This is a genomic window from Pedococcus sp. P2_D7 (genome assembly GCF_056404295.1).
In genome coordinates this window covers 84,375-107,550 of sequence record NZ_JBFUEH010000003.1, presented here as the reverse complement: position 1 = coordinate 107,550, position 23,176 = coordinate 84,375, and the positions used below count along the sequence as shown (strand labels likewise).

Genomic DNA, 23,176 nt, shown 5'->3' with positions numbered 1-23,176 from the left:
TCCAGAGCCTGAGGACGTCTTCTCATGAGGGCACATCGGTAAGTCCACTTGGGAGTTACCTTCAGGCGCTGAGCGGTTTAGGGGAGTAGCCATGACGGATCTTGCGGGGGCAAAGTCCGTTTCGCCACTAGGGGCGGAATGGGTGCGGAAGCGCACGACGACGGCTTCGTCGCGCTCGGCGCCGCCCGGTCACGCACCCCAGAGCACGAAGCCCGCGCGCCCCTGGCACGTGGGCTACCGGCGTCGTGCGCTCCTGTCCGACGCCGCCACGGCCGTCGTCACCTCAGCGGCCGTGATCGTCCTCCCGGTCGGCGGCGCCCCCGTGTCCGTCCGGTGGGGCGTTGCGCTGCTCCTGCCCGGTGTGTGGATCCTCATGCTCCAGCTGTTCCACGGCTACGAGCGACGGTTCCTCGGCATCACCACCGACGAGTACCGCTCCGTCGCCAGGGCGGCGATCAGCCTCGGCGTCGCGGCGGTGCTCAGCTCGTGGCTCCTGCACTTCGAGCTGGCCCGCGGGCTCGTCCTCATCGTCGTCCCGATGCTGATGCTCCTCGGGCTCGTCTGCCGCAACCTGCTCCGCCGTTCCCTCCTCCGGCGCCGTACCAACGGTCGCGACACCCAGCGCACCGTGGTCATCGGCAACGTCCGCACGGTCGGTCCGATGATCCGCCAGCTCCAGCAGGCTCCGGGCGAGGGAATGCACGTCGTCGGCGCCTGCGTCTCCGGGATCACCAATGGTGGCGACTTCTCCTCCGAGGTCGAGGGCATCCCGGTCTTCGGCTACCCGGAGGAGGCGCTGCATGCCATCGACCTCCTCAACGCCGAGGTCGTCGCAGTGTCGGGGGACCCGGACCTGAGCGGTCGGGCCCTTCGCCGCCTCGCCTGGTCACTCGAGGAGCGGGCCGTCGACCTCGTGGTCGCGACCGGGCTGCTCGACGTCGCCGGACCGCGGCTCTCCATCCGTCCCGCGGCGGGGATGCCGCTGCTCCACGTCGAACGGCCGGCCATGTCCGGCGCCCGCCGCGTGGTGAAGCGGGCCGTCGACTGGTGCCTCGCGCTCGGCCTCACGGTCGCTGCCCTCCCGGTGCTCGTGGCCATCGGCATCGCGATCCGCCTCGACTCCTCGGGCCCCGTGCTGTTCCGTCAGACGCGGGTCGGGGCCCGGGGCGAGACCTTCAACATGCTCAAGTTCCGCAGCATGGGCGTCGACGCCGAACAACGACTGGCCCAGCTGGCCGCCGAGGCCGACGCCGGCAACACGGTCCTGTTCAAGATGCGCCACGACCCGAGGATCACCCGGGTCGGCGGGTTCCTGCGCCGCTACTCACTCGACGAGCTGCCCCAGCTGGTCAACGTCCTGCGCGGTGAGATGTCCCTGGTCGGGCCCCGGCCGCCACTGCCCGACGAGGTCGCCGGCTACGAGTCCGACGCCGTGCGCCGCCTCCGGGTCCGCCCTGGCCTGACCGGTCTCTGGCAGGTGAGCGGTCGCAGCGACCTGTCCTGGGACGAGTCGCTGAGGCTCGACCTCTGGTACGTCGACAACTGGTCTTTGGTCCTCGACCTCCAGATCATCGTCCGCACCGCTCGCGCGGTCCTTCGTGGAAAGGGCGCCTACTGATGACGCCGCGTCTCCGTCTCGCCGCCAGCCTGGCTGTTCTCGCCCTCGTCGCCACCAGCCTCTCCGGCTGTGCTGGCAACGGCCAGGCCCTCGCCTCCACCCCTGGCACGTCCTCGACGTCCTCCCCGGCGCCGACCGAGACCCCCGAGACCGAGACGACGCCGACCACCGTGGCGCCCCCGCTTCCGCAGCCGGTCAAGTCCGTCCCGAAGGTCAAGCGGGTCGGGCAGCCGAACACGCCGTCGGTGAGCGCGCCCGGTGCGAAGTTCAGTGGCGTGGTGACGTACCCCGACGGCGTCACCCTGGTGATCACCAAGGCCGTAAAGGGGGTCGAGACCGGCCACGGTCCCGGCGTCATGGCCGGGCGCGCGTACGTCCGCTTCACGCTCAAGCTCACCAACGGCTCGACCAAGGCCGTCAATCTCAACCAGGTGGTCCTGACGACCACCTACGGCGCGACGAAGCAGCTGGCCGCCCCGGTGTACACCGAGAGCGCCGGCACCTACGACTTCTCCGGCACGGTGAAGCCCGGCGCCTCCGCCACGGCCCTCTATGCCTTCGCCGTGCCGACCAAGCAGCTGAACCGCGTCGCGATGGTCGTCGACTTCGACGGCCTCCACACCTCGGCCACCTACACCGGCGCGGTCGTGGCCAAGTGACCCACGATTCTCCTTCTCGACCCGGGCGGCTGCGGTCGCTCGCGACGTCACGCGCCTCCGGGGCCGTCGTCGCGCAGGTCTGGCAGGCGGCCGGGAGCTTCACCCTCCAGGTCATCGCGGCCCACCTCCTCGGCGCCCGTGGGCTGGGCGTCGTGGCGCTGTGCCTCGGTGTCATCGTCCTCACCACCGCCATCACGAGTGGCTTCGTCGGCGACTCGCTGACGGTGCTGGACCGGGCCGACGCGCGGGTCCGCGCAGCCCTCCAGGTGTGGACGGCCGCCTTGGCCGTCATCGGGCCGGGAGTGGCGGGAGCGGTGCTGTGGGTGACGGGCACCTTGGACGGCCGTGAGTCGGCCGTCTTCGTCGTCGCCGCCGCCCTCTTCCAGGTCGAAGAGGTGGCTCGTCGCCTGCTCATGGCCGGGCTGCGATTCTGGCGCCTCGTGGTCGTCGACGGGACCGCCCTGGTCGTGGCCCTCACCACGGTCGTCCTCACGGCCTCCCTCGGATCCATCACCCTGGGCACCTTCCTCGCAGCGGTCGCAGTGGGCCAGCTCGCCGGACTCGTCGTAGCCATCCGGCTCCTGCCGTCGCACGAGCGCTGGCTGGCTCCGATGTCGATGGCGAGCCTGCGTGCTGTGGCCGCCTTCGGCGCCTGGCGCGGGGCCCAGGTGGCCGTCAACCCGGGTGTCTTCACTGCGATGCGCGTCCTCGTCGTGGCCTCCGCCGGTGGCGCTGCGCTCGGGCAGGTCGAGGCCGCCCGCATCTACGTCGCCCCAACCATCCTGGCGATCCAGGGCTTCGGCTCCTACCTGCTCGCGTCCTACGCGCGTGACCGCGATCGCCCGCTGGCCTCCCTGGTCCCCAGTGCGGTCCGCGCCTCCGCCGTCCTCGCTCTGGGCGTGCTGCTGGTGGGGGCGGCCCTGTGGGCCCTTGTGCCGGTGGTCGGTCCGTGGATCACGGGCGGGTCGTTCACCCTCCCGGCGGTCACGGTCCTCGGCTGGTCGGTGTACGCCGCCTCGACAGCCACTTTCACCCCTTTGCTGTGCTTGGCCGTATCGCGCGGGCAGCAGCGGGCGCCCCTGGCGATCCGCGCCGTCGACGCGACGGTCTCGCTCGGCGCGCTCTCCCTGCTGCTGTGGGCCGGGATGCCTTTCACCGCAACACCTTTCGCCCTCGCCGCCGGTCCGATCGTGGGTGGCCTCGCCACCCGCGCCCTCGTGATCGGTTCCATGCTCCGCTTGGAGCAGCCCGCCCCCGCCATGGCAGCACCCGCCACCGCGCAGCCCCGAGAGGCAGCACACCATGCACGCTGATGAACTCCGAGGAACTGGCCGTCGCGTCGTCGCGACCGTCACCGCGGCCGCCCTGGTGTGGCTCGGCCTCCTCGTGGCGAGCCCCGCAGCCCACGCGGCGGACGTCGAGCCGCCGGCGCCCCCGCCGACCACCGTGACCGCAGACGCGCTGCCCACCTGGCAGATCAACGGGGTCGTCTGGGCCCAGGTCATCGTCGGCAACACGGTCTACGTGACCGGCAGCTTCACCAAGGCCCGCCCGCCGGGCGTCGCGGTCGGTGGAGCGGGCGAGATCGATGCCCTCAACATCTTCGCCTACGACGTCACGACCGGGAACCGGGTGACGTCGTTCAACCACGCGCTCAACGCCCAGGGCTTGGCCATCACCAAGTCGCCGGACGGGTCGCGTGTCTACGTCGGTGGCGACTTCAGCACCGTCGACGGCATCGCGCGCGGTCACGTCGCAGCCTTCTCGACGGCCGACAACTCGCTCCTGCCGTGGAGCGGCGTCGTCGGCGGCCAGGTGCGCGCGCTCGTCGTCTCCGGTTCCACCCTCTACGCCGGTGGCAGCTTCCCCTCGGCCGGTGGCCAGGCCCGCGCCGGGCTCGCCGCCTTCTCCGTCACCAGCCCGGTGACCCTGTCGACCACCTGGGCCCCGTCCGCCGGTGGCGTCAACGCCACCGTGCTGGCCATGGTCCTGTCGCCTGACAACAGCCGGGTCATCCTCGGTGGCTCGTTCGAGACCCTGTCGGGTACGGCGGCATACGGCATGGGCGCGGTCGACGCCGTGAACGGTGCCGTCCTGCCGTGGGCCGCGACCAGCAGGATCCACACGGCGGGCTACAACGGTGGCATCACCAGCCTCAGCACCGACGGCACGCAGGTCTTCGGGACGGGCTACGCATTCGGCTCGGGTGCCTCGTTCGAGGGCACCTTCGCGGCCGACCCGGCGACCGGCAACCTCAACTACGTCAACGACTGCCTCGGCGACCACTACAGCTCGTTCCCGCTGGCCGGCGTGCTCTACTCCGTCAGCCACTCGCACGACTGCACCGTGGTGGGATCCTTCCCCGACACCAGCCCCCGGGCCCGCTGGCAGAAGGTGACGGCCGAGCCGACCACCCCGATCGGCATGACCGCCCGGACCGACGCCTACGGGTGGGACTTCCGTGGCATCCCCTACGCGGGCATCCTGCACTGGTTCCCCGACTTCAAGTTCGGCACCTTCACCCCGGACCGCCAGGCCGCGTGGAGTGTGACCGGGTCGGGCAACTACCTCTCCTTCGGTGGCGAGTTCCCGACCGTCAACGGCAAGGCCCAGCAGGGTCTCGTCCGGTTCGCGCTGCCCGCGGCCGCGCCACGGCAGGCCAAGCCGCTCTACAGCACCTCCCTCGACCCGGTCGCCACCTCGATCGAGTCCGGCCGCGTCAACCTCGACTTCGGCGCCGTCTACGACTGGGACGACGCCACGCTGACCTACGACGTCTACCGTGACAACGGCCCGTCCATCGGGTCGATCAACGCGGCGAGCAACTTCTGGACCCTGCCCGGCCTCAGCTTCACCGACACCGGCGTCGCCCCGGGCACGACCCACACGTACAAGGTCAGGGCCAAGGACAAGGACGGCAACGTCCAATGGAGCCTGGCCTCCAACACCGTGACCGTGTCGTCCGACCCGACGCCCACCTACGTCGCGGCCGTGCGCGCCGACAACCCGACGCACCACTGGCGCCTCGGTGACGCCGGACCGACCTTCACGGACCTCGCGGGCAACGACCAGGGGACGTCGACGAGCGCGACCTTCGGTCAGGCCGGGGCGGTCCCGGGTGACACCGCGGTCCGTGCCTCCGGTGGCACCGGGCCCAAGCTCTACCCGAACTTCAACGAGCAGCACCCCGACGAGGTGACGATCGAGGGCTGGATGTCGACCTCGAGCACCTCGGGCGGCCGCATCATCGGCTTCGGCAACAGCCAGTCCGGCAACAGCGCGTCGTCCACCAACGACCTTGTGCTCTACGTCGACAGCGGCAACCGCCTCGCCGTGACGCAGACGCTGCCGAACCTCACCGTCCGTTCGGTGCGCAGCGCCCGCACGGTCAACGACGGTCAGTGGCACCACGTCGCGGCCACCCTCGGCGCGGCCGGGATCTCCCTGTTCGTCGACGGACGCCGCGTCGGTCGCGACCAGACGCCGGTCTCGATGCTGGACTTCGCCGGCTACTGGCGGATCCTCGCGGACCAGACGTCCGGGCTGCCCAACCGCCCGTCCAACGGAGCCCTGAACGGCTCGATCGACGAGCTCGCGGTGTACCCGACCCAGCTGAGCCAGAGCCAGCTCCAGGCGCACTACCTCGCCTCGGGCCGTGCGGCGGCGTGGAGCACGCCTCCCGTCGATGCCTACTCGGCAGCGGTCAACGCCCAGACGCCGGACCAGTTCTGGCGGCTCGACGAGACCTCCGGCAGCTCGGTGCTCGACTCGTCGAGCAGCGGTCAGGACGGCACCGTCCTCGCCGGCGTGACCTGGGGGGCCGCGGGCTCGCCGGCCAGCGCGGTGAACCGGGCGGCGACGCTCAACGGCAGCAGCGGTGCGATCGTCGGCCGTGAGACGTCCACGTCGCCGAAGACCTACTCGACCGAGCTGTGGTTCAAGACGAACACCACTCGTGGTGGTCGCCTGATCGGCTTCGGCAACAGCTCGTCCACCACCCTGAGCGCCTCAGGCACCGCGGACCGCCAGATCTGCATGCTCAACAACGGCCGGCTCCAGTTCGGGACCTCGGGGGCGGTGCGCAACCTCGCCGAGACCACCACGTCGTTCAACGACAACGCCTGGCACCACGTCGTGGCGACCCAGGGTGCTGACGGCATGAAGCTCTACGTCGACGGCCTCCAGGTGGCGAGCAACACCGCCACCGACGCGGCGAGCTACGTCGGCTACTGGCGCGTGGGCGGCGACCGTTGCTACGGCGGCCAGACCAGCAACTACCTCGCCGGCACGGTCGACGAGGCTGCGGTCTACGCCACGGCCCTCACCGCGGCCCAGGTGCGCAGCCACTTCGAGGCTGCTGGCGGCGCCATCCCGAACCAGGCCCCGACGGCCTCGTTCACCAGCACCAAGGACCTCCTCGCCCTCTCGGTCGACGGCTCGGGGTCCTCGGACGCCGATGGCTCGATCGCGTCGTACTCGTGGAACTGGGGTGACGGCACGCCGGCAGGCTCGGGCGCGACGGCGACCCACACATATGCCGCAGCGGGCACCTACACCGTCGCCCTCACGGTGACCGATGACGACGGCGCGACGAACACCACGAGCGCACCTGTGACCGTCGTGGCCAACCAGAACCCGACCGCGTCCTTCACGAGCTCGTCGAGCTTCCTGGCCGCGTCGGTCGACGGCTCCGGCTCCACCGACGCGGACGGCACCATCGTGTCGTACTCGTGGAACTGGGGTGACGGCACGCCGGCGGGCTCGGGCGCGACGGCGACCCACACGTATGCCGCGGCAGGGACGTACACGGTCGCGCTGACCGTGACGGACAACCGCGGTGGCACGGGCACTACCTCGAAGAGCGTCACCGTGGCCGAGGCCCCCAACCAGGCCCCGACGGCCTCGTTCACCAGCACCAAGGCCAAGCTCGTGCTGTCGGTGAACGGTTCTGGGTCCTCGGACGCGGACGGCACCATCGCGTCGTACTCGTGGAACTGGGGTGACGGCACGCCGGCAGGCTCGGGCGCGACCACGACCCACACGTATGCCGCGGCTGGCACCTACACGGTCCAGCTGACCGTGACCGACGACGACGGCGCCACCAACAGCACGAGTGCCTCGGTCTCCGTGGTCGGCAACCAGGCGCCGACGGCCTCGTTCACCAGCACCAAGGACCTGCTCGCGGTGTCGGTGGACGGTTCCGGCTCCTCGGACGCGGACGGCACCATCGCGTCGTACTCGTGGAACTGGGGTGACGGCACGCCGGCAGGCTCGGGCGCGACGGCAACCCACACGTATGCCGCGGCCGGCACCTACACCGTCCAGCTCACCGTGAGCGACGACGAGGGCGCCACGAACACCACGAGTGCCTCCGTCTCCGTCGTGACCAACCAAGCGCCGACAGCCTCCTTCACGAGCTCCGCGACCTTCCTGGCGCTCTCGGTCAACGGCACGGGCTCCACGGATGCGGACGGCACCATCGCGTCCTACTCGTGGAGCTGGGGTGACGGCACTCCGGCCGGCTCGGGCGCGACGGCAAGCCACACGTATGCCGCGGCCGGCACCTACACGGTGGGACTCACCGTGACGGACAACCGGGGCGCCACCGACACGACGACCCGCAGCGTCACCGTCGTCGCACCGTCGGTGCTCGCCGAGGACCACTTCGGGCGGACCCTCGCCTCCGGCTGGGGCAGCGCGGAAACCGGTGGAGCGTGGACCCTGGGTGGTCAGATCGCGCGCTGGTCGGTCGCGGCCGGCCTCGGAAGGGTCTGGCTCAACGCAGGAGAGGGCTCGACCGCGGCGTTGAACGGCGTCTCGAGCACGAAGAGCGACGTGAACGTCGTCGTGACCACCGACAAGGACCCGACCGGTGGTGGCCAGTACATCAGCGTGATCGGGCGTCGCGTGACCACGACGGCTGACTACCGGGCCAAGATCCGCTTCGCCGCTGGTGGGGCCACGGCCGTGTGGTTGACGCGCAACGAGGGTGCGACGGAGACCGTCCTGACCAGCGTCACCGTCCCCGGCCTGACCTACCTGACCAACGACCGCATGCAGGTGCGGTTGCAGACCTTCGGCACGTCGCCGACCACGGTGCGGGTCAAGATCTGGAAGCAGGGGACCACCGAGCCCACCGCCTGGACCCTCACGGGAACAGACAGTGCGGCGGCCTTGCAGGCACCCGGTTCGGTGGCGGTCTACCCGTACCTCAGCGCCACCGTCACGAACGGGCCGGTGTCCTACGGCGTCGACGACCTCACGGTCACCGAGCTCCCATAACCCACAACCGACACGCACATCAGTCAGCAGCACCCCCGCGTCAGCGGGGCAATCCCCCGGAGGGCAGTCATGGCAGGGACGGCAGCACCAAGGACGATGAGATTGTGGACGAGGCGCCTCACCGCGTTCTCGGCGGCAGGGGCGCTCGCGATCCTGGGGTTGGTCGTGCCAGTCCAGGCCGCCAGCGCCGCCGTCGACCCAGCCACGCCGGATGTGGTGACGACCGACGCGCTGCCCACGTGGCAGATCAACGGTGTCGTCTACAGCCAGGTGATCGTCGGGAACACCGTCTACGTGACGGGCTCGTTCACCCGCGCCAGGCCGCCGGGGGTGGCGGCCGGGGGTGCCGGGGAGGTCGTGGCGAACAACATCTTCGCCTACGACCTCACCACGGGTAACCGCGTGGCGTCCTTCAACCACTCGCTCAACGCCCAGGGGTTGGTCATCAAGGCGTCACCGGACGGCTCGAGGATCTATGTCGGTGGTGACTTCACGCAGGTCGACACCATCGCGCGCGGACACCTGGCTGCCTTCACGACGGCCACCGGCGCCCTCGTGGGGCCGCCCGGCTACACGCCCCCGAACGTCGGCGCTCAGGTGCGTGGTCTCGGGGTCACGGCCAGCAGCGTCTACGTTGGCGGCAACTTCCTGTCCGCCAACGGTGTCGCCCGCACTCGCCTCGCGGCCTTCGCGAACTCCAACGGCGCCATGCTCCCGTGGGCCCCGGCAGCCGAGGGCGGCTACGTGTGGACCATGACGATGACCCCGGACAAGACCAAGGTCATCCCCGGCGGGTCGTTCCAGACGCTCAACGGTTCACCGGCCATGGGGATGGGCGCGATCGACGCGGCCACCGGTGCCACGCTGCCCTGGGCGGCGTCGTCCAAGATCCACGCCGGCGGACCGCAGGCCGCGATCACCACGCTCAAGTCGGACGGCCAGCAGGTCTACGGCGGCGCCTACGCCTTCGTGCTCGGCCAGGAGGACCAGGCGAACTTCGAGGGCACCTTCGGGCTCGACCCCGCGACTGGTGCGATCAACTTCGTCAACGACTGCCTCGGTGACACCTACGACGTCGCCCCGGTCAAGGACTTGCTCTATGCAGTGAGCCACTACCACGACTGCACCGCCATCGACTCGATCCCCGACACCAGCCCGCGGGCCCGGTGGCAGAAGGCCGTCGTCTCGTACAACCACCCGACTGACCTGACGACCCGGAACGACGTGTACGGCTGGAACTACACCGGCTACCAGTACGCGCGGCAGCTGCACTGGTGGCCCGACCTGAGCTTCGGGAACTTCACCTCGGCCCAACAGGCAGCCTGGGCAGTCGACACCTCGGGGGACTACGTCGTCATGGGTGGCGAGTTCCCCCGCGTCAATGGCGCCCTCCAGCAGGGACTCACGCGCATGAAGACCCGTCCCACCGCACCCAAGCTGCGTGGGCCGCGCTATGACACCGTTCCGGCCACCCCCACCCCGCCCACCCGCGCAGTTGCCATGGGCGCGGGTACCGTGCGCGTCTCCTGGGGTTCCGCCTGGGACCCGGAGGACAAGAACCTCAAGTACGAGGTCCTGCGCAACAACAACACCTTCGTCTACACGACCACAGGTGACTCGGAGTTCTGGGACCTGCCCAACAAGGGGTTCTTCGACAGGGGCCTGGCCCCGGGCACGACGGTGCGCTACCAGGTGCGGATCACCGACGCCGACGGCAACATCCTCTGGAGCCCGGTGTCCAACACCGTGACCGTCCCTGCAACAGGCGCGACGAGCGCTTACGCGCAGAAGGTCATCGACGACGGCGCCCAGCACCTGTGGCGGCTCGGTGACTCGTCGGGTGACTCACTCGACTGGGCCGGGTTCGACGACCTCACGATGAACGGCGGCTACACCCGTGGGGCCACCGGCGCGATCATCGGAGACTCCGACAAGGCGACCAGCTTCGGTGGCAGCGACGGCTTCGGGGCCACCCCGACGCCCATACCGGGGCCGGATGTGTTCAGCGTCGAGTCGTGGTTCAAGACGACCACCACCAGCGGCGGCAAGATCGTCGGCTTCGGCAACTTCAACACCGGCACGTCCACCAACTACGACCGCCACATCTACATGGAGCCCGACGGCCGGATCACCTTCGGCATCTACCACGACGGCTTCTTCACGGTCACGTCGCCCACCTCCCTCAACGACGGGCAGTGGCACCAGGCGGTCGGCACCCTCGACCCCTCTGGCGTGACCCTCTACGTCGACGGCAAGCGGATCGGCCGCAACGCCGGAACCTCGGTGGGTCAGGCCTACTCCGGCTACTGGCGCGTCGGTGGTGACAGCCCGTGGAGTGGCAACCCCTACTTCGCCGGTGACATCGACGACGTGGCCATCTACCCGACGGCCATCCCGCTCGCGACGGTCCAGTCGCACTTCACGACCAGCGGTCGCACGCTCAACATCCCGACCCGTCCGGCCGACGCCTACGGGCAGGCGGTGTGGGACGCGAACCCGGACCTCTACTGGCGACTGGGTGACACCAACGCCACGGCCAAGGACTCCGGTCCGAACGAGTCCGACGGCGACTACCGGGGTGGCTACAGCCAGGGCCAGACCGGCGCGTTCGACGGAGCGACGAACAAGGCCGTGGCCTTCGACGGGAACGACGGGTTCGTGGCGTCGAAGGCGGTCTACAGCAACCCGCACAACTACACGCTCGAGGCATGGTTCAAGACCACGTCGACCAGCGGCGGGAAGATCCTCGGGTTCGGCTGCTCCAATGTCGGCACCTCGGGCTGCTACGACCGGCACATCTACGTCAACAACGACGGCCGGATCACCTTCGGGGTCTGGACCGGCTTCACCAACACGATCGACTCGCCGTTCGCCTACAACGACGGGCAGTGGCACCACGTGATGGCCACCCAGAGCAACGCCGACGGGATGAAGCTCTATCTCGACGGCGCCCTGGTCGGCACGAACGGGCAGACGGACGCCCAGGCATACGACGGGTACTGGCGGGTCGGTGGCGACAACCACTGGGGTTGCTGCAGCCCGTTCCTCGCCGGCACCATCGACGAGGTCGCGGTCTACTCCTCGGTGCTCCCGGGCACTGCGGCGACGCAGCACTTCCAGCTCGGTGGCGGCAACGTCGCCAACCAGGCGCCCCACGCGGCGTTCACGCACAGCGAGACGTTCCTGCAGACCTCGGTCAACGGGTCCACCTCGAACGACCCGGACGGCTCCATCGCGTCCTACTCGTGGAACTGGGGTGACGCCACTCCTGCGGGTTCCGGGGCAACGGCCAACCACACCTATGCAGTGGCCGGCACCTACACGATCACGCTCACGGTGACCGACAACGACGGCGAGACCGACACCGAGGCCGCCACGGTCACGGTGGCGGCGCCGCCGCCGAACCAGGTGCCCACCGCGGCGTTCACGCACAACGAGACGTTCCTGCAGACCTCGGTCAACGGGTCGACCTCGAGTGACGCCGACGGCACCATCGCGTCGTACTCGTGGAACTGGGGTGACAGCACGCCGGACACCACTGGCGCCGCGGCCACGGCCAACCACACCTACGCCGCAGCCGGTTCGTACACGGTGACCCTCACCGTGACCGACGACGACGGGGCCACGGACACCGAGACCGCCTCGGTCGCAGTGGTCGACAACCAGGCTCCGACGGCAGCGTTCACGCACAGCGAGACGGCCCTGCAGACCTCGGTCAACGGCACCACGTCGAGCGACCCGGACGGCACCATCGCGTCGTACTCGTGGAACTGGGGTGACGCGACCGCCGCCGGCAGTGGCGCCACGACCACCCACACGTATGCCGCGGCGGGCACCTACACGGTGACCCTCACCGTCACCGACAACGGGGGCAAGACCGACAGCGAAACTGCGTCGGTCACCGTCACGGCGCCGCCCAACCAGCTGCCCACTGCGGCGTTCACGCACAGCGAGAACGCCCTGACCACCTCGGTCAACGGCACCGGGTCCTCGGACCCGGACGGCACCATCGCGTCATACTCGTGGAACTGGGGTGACCTGACCGCCAACGGCTCGGGCTCCACGGCCAACCACACCTATGCCGCGGCGGGCACCTACACCGTGACCCTCACGGTGACCGACAACCGGGGCGGAACGGCCAACGTGTCCGACGCCGTCACGGTGGCAGCGGCAACGGTCTTCGCCCGGGACGACTTCGGTCGGACCGTCGCGAACGGCTGGGGCAGCGCCGACGTCGGGGGTCCGTGGACCCTGGGCGGGCTGGCCTCGCGCTGGTCGGTCTCGGGCGGCACCGGCAAGGTGAGCCTGAACGTCGGCGACGGGTACAACGCGTACCTGCCCAGCGTGAGCAGCACGGGCACCGAGGTCAAGACCTTGGTCACGACCGACAAGGTGCCCACCGGCGGCGGACAGTACGTCAGCGTCATCGGTCGTCGGGTCAGCTCCACGGTCGACTACCGCGCGAAGGTGCGGATGGCCGCTGGTGGCGCGGTGGCGGTCTGGCTGACACGCAACCAGAGCGGCGCCGAGACGGTGCTGACCAGTGCCACACTGACCGGTGTGAACTACGGGGCCGGTGACTCGCTGCGGGTGCGCCTGCAGGTGACGGGCACCGCACCGACGACCGTCCGGGTCAAGGTGTGGAAGGTCGGTGCCACGGAGCCGGCGACGTGGAGCCTCACGTCGACCGACAACACGGCAGGGTTCCAGGCGGCAGGTTCGGCCGGGTTGTACCCCTACCTCAGCAGCACCTCGACCAACGGGCCAGTGGTCTACTCGTTCGACGAGTGGTGGGTTGGGCCGCCTCAGCCGTGACGTCCATGCCCTCGGAGATCGGCAGGCGGGTGGCCCTCGTGGCCAACCCGTCTGCCGATCTCTATGGGTCCGACCGGATGATGCTCGAGACCGTGCGTGGGCTCTGCGAGCTCGGCTGGACCGTGGTCGTCGCAGCGTCGGAGCGCGGTCCGCTCGACCGGGAGCTGCTGGCCGCCGGGGCGACCGTCGAGGTCTGCCCCTCCCCGGTGGTGCGGCGCAGCAACCTCAGTCTGCGCGGGATGCTCCGGCTCGTGGCCCAGGTGCTGCGCGGGGTGCCTGCCATGGTGCGCCTGGTCCGGCGGGTCGAGCCGGACGTGGTCTACGTCAACACCCTGACGATCCCGTTCTGGTTGGTCGTCACCAGGCTGCTGCGCATCCCCTCGGCCATCCACGTCCACGAGGCCGAGAGCTCGGCTCCGGCCCTGGCGAGGTACGGCCTGACGGTGCCCACGCGGTTGGCCGACCGGGTCATCTGCAACAGCGCCACGAGCCTCGAGGTCGCCGCCCGGTCCGGTGGTCGGCGCAGCCGCATGCAGGTCATCCCCAACGGCGTGACGGGCCCCGAGAGCATCGAGTCGCCACGGGAGTCGGTGAGCGACCCGCGGCTGCTGTTCGTCGGGCGACTCTCACCGCGCAAGGGAGTGGATGTCGCGGTCCGGGCGCTCAGCTGCCTGCGGAGGGACGGTTCCCCGGTTTCGCTGGACCTCGTGGGCGCCGTCTTCCCGGGGTACGAGTGGTACGAGACCGAGCTGCGCGACCTGGTGCGCACGGAGGGGCTGGCCGACGCGGTGAGCTTCCACGGCTTCACCCCGGATGTCTGGCCACACCTGCGGGCCGCCGACATCGTCCTCGTGCCGTCACGGGCCGAGGAGTCGTTCGGCAACGGCGTCATCGAGGCGGCGCTGAGCGCTCGCCCGGTGGTGTTCAGCGATCACACCGGGCTGAGGGAGGCGGCTGCGCACCTCGAGGCGGCCGTCGCCGTCCCCGCCGACGATCCCGAGGCCGTCGCGGGGGCCGTCCGGAAGCTGCTGGGCGACTGGCCGCAGACGCGGGCCAAGGCGTTGCGCGATGCCGAGGAGTCGGCCACTCGCTACGCGCCGGAGCGCTACCGCCGGGCGGTCAATGCGGTCCTCGAGGACCTCGCGTCCCGCTGACCCTGGAGCTGCAGCTCGCGCAGAGTGGCGTCTGACACGACGAGGTGGTCTCCGTCGGCCGCCTCCAGCGCCGCGGGTGCGCCCGGGTCTGGTGCGGTGCGAGTGGCTCGTTCGCTCATCAGGCTCACCATCGCGAAGACGATGAACGAGGTGCTGGCGTCGAACAACCCACTCTCAAGAAGGCTGCGCAACCCGATGAACACGACCAAGCCCACCCACAGCGGACGCCACGGCCGGGGAGTGCGGAACGCCGAGGCCAGGGCCGCCACGACCCAGACCGCAGTGAGCGTGAGCCCGACCAGTCCGGTCTGCACCAGCGCGGAGATCCAGCTGCTGTCGAGCAGCTGGGTCTGCCAGTACTGCCCCGAGACGGGGATGTGCTTCATCGGCAGACCCCCGCCGAACCAGCGCTGCCAGGTCGACCCGTTCATGGTCAGCGCCGCCTGCCAGGCGATGGTTCGCGAACTGAGCGTGGTGACGTTCTGGTCGCCACCGCGCAGCAGCATGTTGGTGACCGCACTCGTGCCGAGGGCCGCGAACGCGACCACCGGCACGGCTGCGACCAGCACGAGGAAGCCAGGGGCCGAAAACTTCCGGGCCTGGAGGACCATCACCGCCACGGCGAGGAAGAGCGTCGCCGCAGTCGTCCGTGACCCAGTCAGCCACACCACGCCGAAGAGGGCCACTGCCAGGGCTGTCTCCGAGCGCCGGGCCTGACCCTCCATCATCCGCTGGATCGTGAGAAGCAGCACGGTCCCGGTCAGGAACGCGATCTCGTTGGGGGCCAAAGGCGGGACCGCGCCCTGCAGACGACCGCTGCCGAGGGTGCCGGCCCCGGTGCCCACGGCGAAGAGCGCCACGAGACCCATCGTGCGCACCATCGCGGTGATCAGGCGACTCACGCCGACCGCCTGGAGCAGCATGACCAGGCTCCCGAGCAGCATGGCCACCCGCACGGCCACCACGACCGAGGGCAGCGCCTGGCCGGCCGCCCATCCGCCGAGGCACGACACCGCGAGATAGAGGCCGGCGAAGGTCAGGGTGCGAGCGCCCAGCGGGGTGTGCCGCGTAACGCGACGGGACATCAGGAAGGCCATCGCCAGCCCGATGCTGCCGATCAGTCCCTTGGCCGCCACGACTGGGTCGAGCGCTCCCGAGAAGTACGTGGCACGGCGCCAGGGAATCGTGCACGCGACCAGTAGCAGGCAGCAGAGGTACAACTGCCACCGGGCGATGTCGGGGCGCGGCCGGGGTGTCCGCTTTGTCGGGGTCATGCCGGTTCCGGTCCGTCGGATGACGCAGGCCGACTCGCCAGATTGTTGGTATCTGCACCCGGTTGTAGCGACCCATACTGGGGGGACGCGACTACTCGGCGGGACGAGGTGGGTATGGAGACGACGGTGCTCGTCCTGTGCGCGAACGACCGGTGCCTTGCGCCGGCGGCCTCGACCATCCTGCGCACAGCCCTCCAGGCCCACGGCGAGTGGCAGGTCCAGGTCGTCTCGGCCGGGATCCGTGCCGAGGTCGGTGCCGGGTGGTGTCCGCAGATGAGCGCGCAGCTGACCAAGGACCACGACCTCATCATGCGACCGCACCGCGCGCAGCAGGTGACCGCCGAGCTGGCGCGGGCCGCTGACCTCGTGCTCGTGTCCGAGCGCAAGTACCGCGGCTCCACGAGGCTTCTCGACGCCGGCAGCGCCGACCACACCTTCACCTTCCTGGAGGCGGCGATCCTGGCCAAGGAGGCGTTGGCCCGCACCGTGAGCGAGGGGGCCGCCCCGTCGCTCGAGGGGGCCGTGCAGTCCGGCACCGGACGGCTGGGCACCCGCGAACGGCTCCTGTGGCTGCTGGAGGAGATGAACGCCGTGCGCGGCCTCGTGGCGCTACCGCCCGAGGAGCCGCGCGGCTGGCGCAGGCGGTTCGGGAAGAGCGTCGAGGTGGTCGGGCACGACATCCTCGACCCCCATGGTGACCGCGGCTCGCACCGCAAGGCTGCTCCGGCCGTGCGCGACGCGCTGGACTCGTTCGCGGCGAGCCTGGCCGCCGCCTCGCCGAGGACCGTTCCGGCCTGACCGACCGTGGCCATGCGTGCCACGTCAGTGAACTCTGCCCCGCCCCAAGGGCTTCGAGAAGCTGGTGCCGACCACCTTGGGATCCAACGAGATCGGCCGTTCCCGGATGTCGTCGCGGGTGCCGGCGCCGTCGCGGTCACGGGTGCTGTCACCATCGCGGCTGCGGTCACCGTCGCGGTCACCATCGCGGCTGCGGTCACGGCCCGGGTCAGCGATGCCCTCCGCGACGGGCCGCGGCCGGTCCGACGGCGCTGGGGCCGGGCCCCGGTCCTCGGGCCCGGCGTCCGGCGCGTGGACGACCTGCGTCGCACCATCGGCCTCAGGGTCGGAGCTCTCCTTGGGGGAGGTCGGCAGGGCCGCCCAGTCGCTCTCGGACACCGCGGCGAGGGCCGCGTAGTCCTCGTCGTGCCCACGCAGGTCGCGCTGCCCGCGGGCTGGCACCATGGTCAGCGCGGTGCCGATGAGCCGGGCCTTGACGGCGTCCAGATCGGCGATGGCGCTGGTGAGCTGCTCGCGACGGGTCTTGCCGTATCGAGCCACCAGCACGGCTCCGTCGGCGCCCCGGGCGAGCACCGCGGCATCGCTCACCGGCAGGATCGGCGGGGCGTCGATGATGACGAAGTCGAAGTCCGCCCGCAGGGTGGCGAGCACGGCCGCCATGTTCTTGGACCCGAGCAGCCGGGTCGGGTCCGGCGGGGTGGTCCCGGCCGGCAGGATCGTCAACAGTCCGCGGTGCCACGGCATGAGCGCGTCAGCGAGGTCGATCTGGCCGGCCACGACGTTGGACAGGCCGATCGAGCCGTCGATGCCCATGAGCGTGGCAGCGTTGGGTCGGCGCATGTCGGCTTCGACGAGGCAGACTCTCAGGGACGACTGGGCCAAGGCGATGGCCAGGTTGCAGGCCGTGGTCGTCTTGCCCTCGCCAGCGAGCGCCGAGGTGATCACGATGACGCGCGGCGGCTGGTCCACGTCGACGAACTGCAAGGTGGTGCGCAAGGAGCGGAACTCCTCCACCCCTCGACCATGTCCCTGCATCGTGATCAGGGGGTGGGTCTTGACCTGGGAGTTCAGCCCGATGAGCGCCAGGGCCGGGCGGCCGGTGAGGTCCTCGAGCTCGTCACCCTTGACGGTGGTGTCCTGCTGCTCGCGGATCACCGCGACGATGACGCCGAGAGCCAGCCCGGCAAGCAGTCCGAGGGCCATGTTGAGAGGGATCCGCGGAGAGATGGGGAACTGCGGCTTCTGGGACGGGACGGTGGTGGTCACCTTGACGGGGGGCTGCCCGCCCTCGCGGGGTGTCTCCAGCCGCTCGATGACGACGCCGAGCTGGTCGCTCACGGCGTTGACGATGGACTGGGCGCGCGCGGGGTTGCGGTCGGTCGCGCTGACCTTGATGAGGACCGTGTCGACCGGGTTCTCGGCTGCGACGACCTGGCGCAGGTCTCCCACTGTCATCGGCAGGTCGAGCTCGTCGATGACCGGCTGGAGGACGTCGGGGCTCTTGACGACCTCGGTGTAGGACTTCACCCGCTGCATGGCGAACTGCGAGCTGGCGTAGATCGAGGTGTCCGCCGTGCTCCCGGTGGAGCTGATCGACACGAAGGCCGTCGCGTTCGCGGCATACGTGGGTGGGGTGAGGTAGGTGAGGGTGGCCGCGGCGCCGAGCACGAGCACAGTGCACGCGACGACGATCCGCCAGCGCTTGAGCAGGATCTGGAGATAGGCGCGCAAGGTCATCGGCTGCCTCTCCTTCCATTCCTGTGGCGGCGTTCGCCGTGCGTGCGCGGGTGGGTCCTCGTGGTTCCATTCTGCGTTCCGGGGGCGGCCCAGCCACTCGTCCGAAAGGTGGAGAGCATCACCGGGGCACCGGGGCCCAGCTCTTGTCGACCAGGGCCCTCGTCGAGGCGATGTTGCGGCGGCTGGACGCCCCGAAGACGATCGACTCGATGTTGGGCTGGGCACACACCCAGTCGATGGCCTCTTCCGGAGGGATGGCGCCCGAGGCGAAGACCGACATCGCGATCGCCCGGAAGCGGCGGTCGCGCAGGGCGGTCTCGTAGGCCTCGAGACCGCCCGGCATCCGGAAGCCGATCTTGTTGATGTTGGAGCACACGATGGGGTTGTCGATCCCCAGGCGCTCGAGGGTGTCGAGGAGGCGTGGGAGGTTCATCGTGATGAAACCGGGCTCGGCGTCGTACTGCGTGCGCACGTGGTCGGCGAAGATGACGAACGCCTCGTCGAAGCCCAGCCCCAGCAGCAGGTCGACGACGACGTTCTGCAGGAAGACCACCGGGGTCCGCAGCCCGCGGAACATCGACATCTCGGCGTCGATGAGGAGTCGCGTGATGCCGTCGATGTCCTTGCTGGCCAACGACTTCGTGCCGGTCAGGGCGGCGCTGAAGACGCTCTGGTCGGGCAGGAAGCGCCGCAGCGCGCCGAGCGGACCGTCCTCGGTCATCGCGTTGGCGTACTTGTGGGCGTAGGGCATGCACGGGAAGAACTCCATGCGCGCGTAGCGGTCCTGGTCGGCGCGCACGAGGTCGCAGATCTCGGCCACCCGGTCGTGGGTCGTGCACATGAAGGTCGTGACGCCCTCGTCGTAGGCGGCGTCGAGGACCTCCATGACCGCGCCGAGGTCCTGGAAGCGCATCTGCTGGCTGCGCGCCTTCTCCTCGGACATGTGGTTGACGCCGAAGAACTGGTTGTCACCGAACAGGAGGCGGTCCATCAGGCAGTCCTCCTTCGCCCGAAGGCCAGTCGTCGGCGATGGGTCGGGGCCACCGTGGCCGTCGAGGCGGCGCGCTCGCGGGAGCCGGCGGTGCCCTGCGCATCGGCCGAGATCATCGACAGGATGCGGTCGGTGGCCGCGGCGGAGCTGAACACGTTGGGGCCCTCGGTCACCTGGCCGGCGACCCGGCCGACGAAGGTGTCGGCCTGCGCGCTGTACTCCTCGCCGCGCAGGTAGAACCACGGCTGCTCGGTGAGGTCGGTCGTGTAGTGCACGTTCCAGCCGGTGCGGTAGCCCTCTGGGACGGCGGCCGTGTCGCGCAGGTAGACCTGCACCTCCTGCCGGTCGGCGACCGCCCGACCGGTGGTGCCCCAGACGCTGATCTTGGTCGTCATCTTGCGCTGCGACTCGTCCGACCAGTTCACCGAGACCTGGGCGGTGACGTCGCCGGGGTACATCAGGGTCGACACCACCTCGTCGTCGGTCTCGGCGGAGAAGATCCGGTTGAGCCGGCTGCCCTCCACACCGGTCGGCATGCCGAGGTACCACTGCACGAGGTCGATCGGGTGCGCGGCGTAGTCGTAGAGGCAGCCACCGCCGGACGACCGGCGGCTGCGCCAGGTGCCACCCTTGGGGGCCAGGACGACCGGACCGTACGCCTCGGCGACGACGTGGGTGACCGCGCCGAGGGCGCCGCCGTCGATCAGCCGCTTGAGCTCGGCGAACGCCGCGACGAACCGGTTGTGGTAGCCCACCTGGGTGACCAGCCCGCGCTCGCGGGCGAGGGCGGTGAGCGCCTCGCCGTCGGCGTCGGCGAGGGTGAACGGCTTCTCGCAGAACACGTGCACGCCGGCCTCGAGCGCGGTCCGCACCATGGGCGCGTGCAGGTGGGAGGGGGTGGCGATGACCACCGCGTCGAGCTGCTCCGCCGCCAGCATCGCGCTGAGGTCCTTGTAGGTCCGCAGCCCGGTGTACTTGCTCAGCACGTCGAGGACGTAGCCGGTGGAGTCGCACACGGCGACCAGGTTGACATCCGGGTGCGCGCGGAAGATGGACAGGTGGGAGAGGCCCATCTTGCCGAGCCCGACGACCCCCATGGTGATCACGACGACTGACTCCGTATCTGTGGCCCCCATCCACCTCGATGCCGGTCGGCGGGTGCGACCGGCAGCGCCCCCTCAGGCGCGGTGCATGAGTCCTGCATGGAAGCGCGCGAGGACGGCTTCGTACTGGCCCGCGACGTGCTCCCACGTGAACTCTTCCGCATGGCGACCCCGGGACGCGTCGTGCATTTGGTGGAGGACGTCAGGAGAGGCGAGCAGTTCGTCGAGCTGGGCCTCGAGCTCCTGCGCTGTGGTGAAGTAGCGCTGGGCGGGCCCGGCCACCCAGCGGTTGTAGACGTTGTCGTGCGCGATGACCGGGTTGCCGGCGGCCATCGCCTCGACCAGCGAGGGGTTCGTGCCTCCCACCGTGTGGCCGTGCACGTAGGCGAGCGAGTGGAACCGCAGGGCCTGCACCACCTCCGGGTCGTAGATCGCGCCCGGGAAGACGACCTCGTCGCTCGCGGCCGCGAGCACCTGCCGGTGGTAGTCGTCCGTCGCGCCGTCGAGGTCGCCCAGGACCACCAGCGTCCGCTCGCGGGGCTTTGCCGAGAACGCCTCGACGATCTCGAGCAGCGAGTTCTCGGGGATGGGGCGGCAGATCACGGTGAGGTAGCCGCCCGGGGTGAGTCCCATCGCCTCGACGGGACCGGGGGGTGCCTCGGTGACCGCGTGCGCGCCGTAGGTGATCATGCTGATCCGGCTGCGCCGGGCCCACCGCGCGAGGTAGCGCTCGATGTCGGGGTGGTCGGCGATCAGGTGGTGCCCGAACAGGCTGGCGAACCGCTCGTTGGCCAGCAGGATGGCCTGGCGCGGGATGCCCCAGCGCCGCCGGGTCCACTCCATGCCGTCCATGTTGATGACGTTGGGGATCCGTTTGACCCGCTGCAGGATGTTGAAGACACCGGTGTTGTAGCCGAACGTGAGGCAGACGTCGTCGTGCCGGATGGCATGCCGGATCGAGGTCCAGTCGAAGGCCGACGTGCCCAGCCAGCCCTCGCGGTGCTGGGGGATGGTGACCCGCTCGATGCCGCGCCACGTGTCGTAGGTGATGGGGCCCCTCCCCTCGGCCTGGCAGTAGACGACCACCCGCCAGCCCTGCCCGACGAGGAACAGCCCGATCTGCTCGGCTGCCGTCTCGAAGCCCCCGTATGCCGCCGGCACGCCGTGGGTGCCCAGGATTCGTACCGTCCGCGTCATGTCTCCTGCCCCCCGTCGTCAACGCCCATCGAACCAGTCACTTCGCTCGTGACCGAGCCGCGCGCCCAGCCGCGGCCCCGCCGTGGCCACCCTAGAGGGCGCGCCGACCACCCGGCATACCAGTCGTGCCACCGCGATCGGCCCGCTCAGGCCACGCGGGACAGGTCGCGGTACCACTTCCCGAAGGCCGCGACGAGCAGGACCACGCCCATCAGGGCGAGCGCGCAGTAGGCCCAGATGAAGGCCTGGTGGAAGCCGAGCAGGACGAACGTCACGCACAGCAGGCCGTAGTCGAGGGGTAGGACGAGCAGCGAGGCGAGCACCGGGGGCCGCCCGTCGTCGACGCTGACGGCGGGCGGTGTCGTGGGCTCGACCGGTGCCTCGGCAGCGAGCGGGGAGGCAGCAGCAGCCGAGACAGCGGCGGAGGCGCGGAGCTGGTCGGTGAGGATCTTGGAGAAGAAGTAGGTGGAGGCCTGGATCCCGAAGACGATCGGGACGAGCAGCAGCGCGTCGGGCACGTCGTAGGAGCGGTACCAGGCGATCAGGACGGCGGCGTGCAGCGCGGCGATCTTGAGGCAGTCGATCACGTGGTCGAGCCACTCACCGGTGCGACTGCCCCCACCCCGCATGCGCGCGACCTGGCCGTCGGCCGAGTCGAGCGCGTAGGCGAGGGCCAGGAGGAAGGCGACCAGGAAGCCGATCGGGACGGTGGCCGGCGCGAGCGCCAGCACCACGATGCCGACCAGGCTGGTGAAGCCGGACAGCAGGGTGACCTGGTTGGGCGACAGCCCGATGCGGAAGGCCAGGATGGCCAGCTGGCGGCCGGCGGGTCGGTTGATCCACCGCGAGTAGCCGGGCGCCCCGCGGTTGGACTTCCCGGCACCGGCGGACAGGGCCCGGGCCTGGGCCATGCGGCGGACCGGCGGGCTGAGGGTCTCGTCGGACATCAGGACGCGAACTGCTCCAGGGCAGCACGCAGCAGCGTGCTGGACGTGTGCATCGTGTAGGGGAAGTACGCGACCTCGACCCCCACGGTGCCGAGGTCCCGCTCGAGCCGCTCGCCCTTGGGGGTCCCCCGCCAGTCGTCGCCCTTGAAGATGACGTCGAAGGGGTGGTCGTGCCACACGTCGAGCTTGCTCGGCTGGTGCTCGATGATGACCTCGTCGACGAGGGTGATGTGCTCCAAGATGGACACCCGCTCGGCGAGGGGGATCACCGGCATCTTGGACTTGGCGCGGTAGGCGTTCTCGTCGGTGACCACCCCGGCAATCAGCCAGTCGCACTGCTCGCGGGCGCTGCGCAGGATGTTGAGGTGACCGATGTGGAAGAGGTCGAAGACCCCGGGAACGTAGCCCCGAACCATTGCCTCACCTCCTCCAGGCCACGGCGCCCCTCCGCCCGGCCTCACGAGCTCACTCATTCCTGGTCCCCCTACAGCCGTTTCTTACGTCGTCGTATGCAGTTCACCCAAGTTTGTTGGACGGCCGCGCCGGGCGACTCATGCAAACGACTGACGACGGGTCACCCCGTCTGCGGGGTTAGGGTGGA

At 70.1% G+C, this 23,176-nt stretch carries 14 protein-coding genes; 7 read left to right on the top strand and 7 right to left on the bottom strand.

Going from position 1 to position 23,176, the window contains the following annotated elements; genetic code table 11:
- The first annotated feature begins 142 nt into the window (after window positions 1-142).
- The 6 genes from AC1DWJ_RS07570 to AC1DWJ_RS07545 all read left to right on the top strand — a co-directional run bounded on the left by AC1DWJ_RS07570 (window position 143) and on the right by AC1DWJ_RS07545 (window position 14,528).
- Window positions 143-1,618 carry a sugar transferase gene (locus AC1DWJ_RS07570; RefSeq protein WP_477620427.1) on the top strand — a complete coding sequence of 492 codons (1,476 nt, stop codon included), beginning with the start codon at window positions 143-145 and terminating at the stop codon, window positions 1,616-1,618.
- On the top strand, window positions 1,618-2,277 hold the full coding sequence (locus tag AC1DWJ_RS07565; RefSeq protein WP_477620426.1) for a hypothetical protein: 660 nt from the start codon (window positions 1,618-1,620) through the stop codon (window positions 2,275-2,277). Before AC1DWJ_RS07570 ends, AC1DWJ_RS07565 begins: the two co-directional genes overlap by 1 nt.
- Window positions 2,274-3,590, top strand: a complete 1,317-nt coding sequence (locus AC1DWJ_RS07560) for a polysaccharide biosynthesis protein (protein WP_457254536.1) — start codon at window positions 2,274-2,276, stop codon at window positions 3,588-3,590. The genes AC1DWJ_RS07565 and AC1DWJ_RS07560 overlap by 4 nt, the downstream gene beginning before the upstream one ends.
- Window positions 3,580-8,559 (top strand): PKD domain-containing protein, encoded by a 4,980-nt coding sequence (locus AC1DWJ_RS07555; protein WP_477620425.1) that lies wholly within the window; start codon window positions 3,580-3,582, stop codon window positions 8,557-8,559. Before AC1DWJ_RS07560 ends, AC1DWJ_RS07555 begins: the two co-directional genes overlap by 11 nt.
- 102 nt (window positions 8,560-8,661) lie before the next feature.
- The gene (locus AC1DWJ_RS07550; protein ID WP_477620424.1) at window positions 8,662-13,374 is read left to right on the top strand and encodes a PKD domain-containing protein; all 4,713 of its coding nucleotides are present in this window, start codon (window positions 8,662-8,664) and stop codon (window positions 13,372-13,374) included.
- Window positions 13,375-13,379: 5 nt separating this feature from the next.
- Entirely contained in the window at window positions 13,380-14,528 is a 1,149-nt protein-coding gene (locus AC1DWJ_RS07545; protein WP_457254533.1) for a glycosyltransferase family 4 protein, read from the top strand.
- On the opposite strand, the gene AC1DWJ_RS07540 is transcribed toward AC1DWJ_RS07545, so the two are convergent.
- Window positions 14,480-15,802: an O-antigen ligase family protein gene (locus tag AC1DWJ_RS07540; protein ID WP_457254532.1), complete on the bottom strand. Its 1,323-nt coding sequence runs from the start codon at window positions 15,800-15,802 to the stop codon at window positions 14,480-14,482. The genes AC1DWJ_RS07545 and AC1DWJ_RS07540 overlap by 49 nt on opposite strands.
- A 114-nt stretch (window positions 15,803-15,916) precedes the next feature.
- On the opposite strand from AC1DWJ_RS07540, the gene AC1DWJ_RS07535 reads away from it, so the two are divergent.
- The gene (locus tag AC1DWJ_RS07535) at window positions 15,917-16,600 is read left to right on the top strand and encodes an arsenate reductase/protein-tyrosine-phosphatase family protein (protein ID WP_457254531.1); all 684 of its coding nucleotides are present in this window, start codon (window positions 15,917-15,919) and stop codon (window positions 16,598-16,600) included.
- A 24-nt stretch (window positions 16,601-16,624) separates the two neighbouring features.
- Here the strand turns inward: AC1DWJ_RS07535 and AC1DWJ_RS07530 are convergent, their stop codons facing one another.
- The 6 genes from AC1DWJ_RS07530 to AC1DWJ_RS07505 form a co-directional block, all read right to left on the bottom strand.
- Window positions 16,625-18,337, bottom strand: coding sequence for a tyrosine-protein kinase domain-containing protein (locus AC1DWJ_RS07530; RefSeq protein WP_457254530.1), 1,713 nt, complete (start codon window positions 18,335-18,337; stop codon window positions 16,625-16,627).
- 118 nt (window positions 18,338-18,455) lie between these two features.
- On the bottom strand, window positions 18,456-19,328 hold the full coding sequence (locus AC1DWJ_RS07525) for a hypothetical protein (protein ID WP_457254528.1): 873 nt from the start codon (window positions 19,326-19,328) through the stop codon (window positions 18,456-18,458).
- Window positions 19,328-20,425, bottom strand: coding sequence for a Gfo/Idh/MocA family protein (locus tag AC1DWJ_RS07520; protein ID WP_457254853.1), 1,098 nt, complete (start codon window positions 20,423-20,425; stop codon window positions 19,328-19,330). The genes AC1DWJ_RS07525 and AC1DWJ_RS07520 overlap by 1 nt, the downstream gene beginning before the upstream one ends.
- Before the next feature lie 81 nt (window positions 20,426-20,506).
- Entirely contained in the window at window positions 20,507-21,628 is a 1,122-nt protein-coding gene (locus AC1DWJ_RS07515; RefSeq protein ID WP_457254527.1) for a DUF1972 domain-containing protein, read from the bottom strand.
- A gap of 146 nt (window positions 21,629-21,774) precedes the next feature.
- Window positions 21,775-22,575 carry a CDP-alcohol phosphatidyltransferase family protein gene (locus tag AC1DWJ_RS07510; protein ID WP_477620423.1) on the bottom strand — a complete coding sequence of 267 codons (801 nt, stop codon included), beginning with the start codon at window positions 22,573-22,575 and terminating at the stop codon, window positions 21,775-21,777.
- The gene (locus tag AC1DWJ_RS07505; protein ID WP_457254525.1) at window positions 22,575-22,991 is read right to left on the bottom strand and encodes an FAD synthase family protein; all 417 of its coding nucleotides are present in this window, start codon (window positions 22,989-22,991) and stop codon (window positions 22,575-22,577) included. Before AC1DWJ_RS07505 ends, AC1DWJ_RS07510 begins: the two co-directional genes overlap by 1 nt.
- Window positions 22,992-23,176 lie beyond the last annotated feature (185 nt).

Coding starts and splice junctions, on each gene's coding strand:
- AC1DWJ_RS07555 (WP_477620425.1), top strand. CDS start 3,580: ATGCACGCTGATGAACTCCGAGGAACTGGCCGTCGCGTCGTCGCGACC.
- AC1DWJ_RS07505 (WP_457254525.1), bottom strand. CDS start 22,991: ATGGTTCGGGGCTACGTTCCCGGGGTCTTCGACCTCTTCCACATCGGT.
- AC1DWJ_RS07535 (WP_457254531.1), top strand. CDS start 15,917: ATGGAGACGACGGTGCTCGTCCTGTGCGCGAACGACCGGTGCCTTGCG.
- AC1DWJ_RS07540 (WP_457254532.1), bottom strand. CDS start 15,802: ATGACCCCGACAAAGCGGACACCCCGGCCGCGCCCCGACATCGCCCGG.
- AC1DWJ_RS07525 (WP_457254528.1), bottom strand. CDS start 19,328: ATGGACCGCCTCCTGTTCGGTGACAACCAGTTCTTCGGCGTCAACCAC.
- AC1DWJ_RS07530 (WP_457254530.1), bottom strand. CDS start 18,337: ATGACCTTGCGCGCCTATCTCCAGATCCTGCTCAAGCGCTGGCGGATC.
- AC1DWJ_RS07515 (WP_457254527.1), bottom strand. CDS start 21,628: ATGACGCGGACGGTACGAATCCTGGGCACCCACGGCGTGCCGGCGGCA.
- AC1DWJ_RS07520 (WP_457254853.1), bottom strand. CDS start 20,425: ATGGGGGTCGTCGGGCTCGGCAAGATGGGCCTCTCCCACCTGTCCATC.
- AC1DWJ_RS07545 (WP_457254533.1), top strand. CDS start 13,380: ATGCCCTCGGAGATCGGCAGGCGGGTGGCCCTCGTGGCCAACCCGTCT.
- AC1DWJ_RS07565 (WP_477620426.1), top strand. CDS start 1,618: ATGACGCCGCGTCTCCGTCTCGCCGCCAGCCTGGCTGTTCTCGCCCTC.
- AC1DWJ_RS07510 (WP_477620423.1), bottom strand. CDS start 22,575: ATGTCCGACGAGACCCTCAGCCCGCCGGTCCGCCGCATGGCCCAGGCC.